Below are 1,268 nucleotides of genomic sequence, written 5' to 3'. Positions count from 1 at the left end.
GGCCTGGCCCTGCGCGGCGGGCGCACCCACGCCGTCCCCGCCACCCGCGAGCCCGAGGTCGGGGGCCTGCCCGTCCGCCCGGGCACCGCCGACCACTCCGCCGCCGGGTCCGCGACCGAGGCCGTCCGCCTGGTCGGGGAGATGCTGGGCGTCGCCGGGCGCACCACCCTCACCGCGCGCCGCACCGGCGGGCTGGGCGTGCGCGAGCTGCACCGGGTCGCCGTCGCGCTCGGCGTGGACGACGGCGTCGGCGCGCTCGTGCTGCAGACCGCCCACGCCGCGGGCCTGCTCGACACCGACGCGGAGGAGTCCCCGTCCTGGGTGCCCACCCTCGCCGCCGACACCTGGGCGGAGGAGCCGGTCGAGGTCCGCTGGGCCGGGCTGGCGCTGGCGTGGCTCGAGGGCGACACCGTGGCCTCGCTCGTGGGGACCCGGGACCGTGGCGGCACGGTGCGCGGCGCGCTGTCCGACGAGGTCCGCCGGCCGAGCTCCGCGGCGCTGCGCCGGGACGTGCTCACCGAGCTGGCGCAGGCGCCCGAGGACCGCGCCCCCCGCCTGGAGGAGGTCCTCGCCCGGCTGGACCACCGCTCCCCCCGCCGCGCCTCCCCCGGCCGCGACGACCTCGTGGCCCGGCTGCTCGACGAGGCCGCCTGGGTCGGGCTCACCGGTCAGGGCGTGCTCGCCGGGCCCGCCCGCGCCCTGCTCGACGGGGACGCCCCCGGGGCCGCCCGGCTGCTCGGCGCCCTGCTGCCCGAGCCCGTCGACCACCTGCTGCTGCAGGCCGACCTCACGGCCGTGGCCCCCGGGCCGCTGGTCCCGTCGCTGGCCGCCGAGGTCGACCTGGCCGCCGAGGTGGAGTCCCGCGGCGCGGCCACCGTGTACCGGTTCACGCCGGAGTCGGTCCGCCGGGCGCTGGACGCGGGCCGCACCGCCGACGAGCTGCTCGCGGTCCTGGAGGAGGCCAGCCCGAACGGGGTGCCGCAGCCGCTGGCCTACCTCGTCCGCGACGTCGCCCGCCGCCACGGCATGGTCCGGGTGGGGGCCGCCTCGTCGTTCCTGCGCTCGGAGGACCCGGCCGCCCTGGCCGAGCTGCTCGTCGACCGCCGCCTGGCCACCCTCGGGCTGCGCCGGCTCGCACCGACCGTCCTCGCCGCCCAGGCCGACGGACCCGTCGTCCTCGACGCGCTGCGCCGGGTCGGGCTGGCCCCGGCTGCCGAGGCCACCGACGGCACCCTGCTCGTCCAGGCCCGCACCGCCCGACGCGCGGC

At 80.8% G+C, this 1,268-nt stretch carries 1 protein-coding gene; it reads left to right on the top strand.

Translation table 11 applies throughout. From position 1 onward, the window contains the following. Positions 1-1,268 (top strand): helicase-associated domain-containing protein (locus WCS02_RS20415; protein ID WP_340296154.1); only part of this gene is annotated, 1,268 nt, incomplete at both ends.

Origin of the sequence: Aquipuribacter hungaricus, assembly GCF_037860755.1 — a bacterium.
GTDB lineage: Bacteria > Actinomycetota > Actinomycetes > Actinomycetales > JBBAYJ01 > Aquipuribacter > Aquipuribacter hungaricus.
The sequence above is the reverse complement of the archived record's forward strand: the minus strand, read 5'-3'. Positions and strand labels throughout refer to the sequence as shown.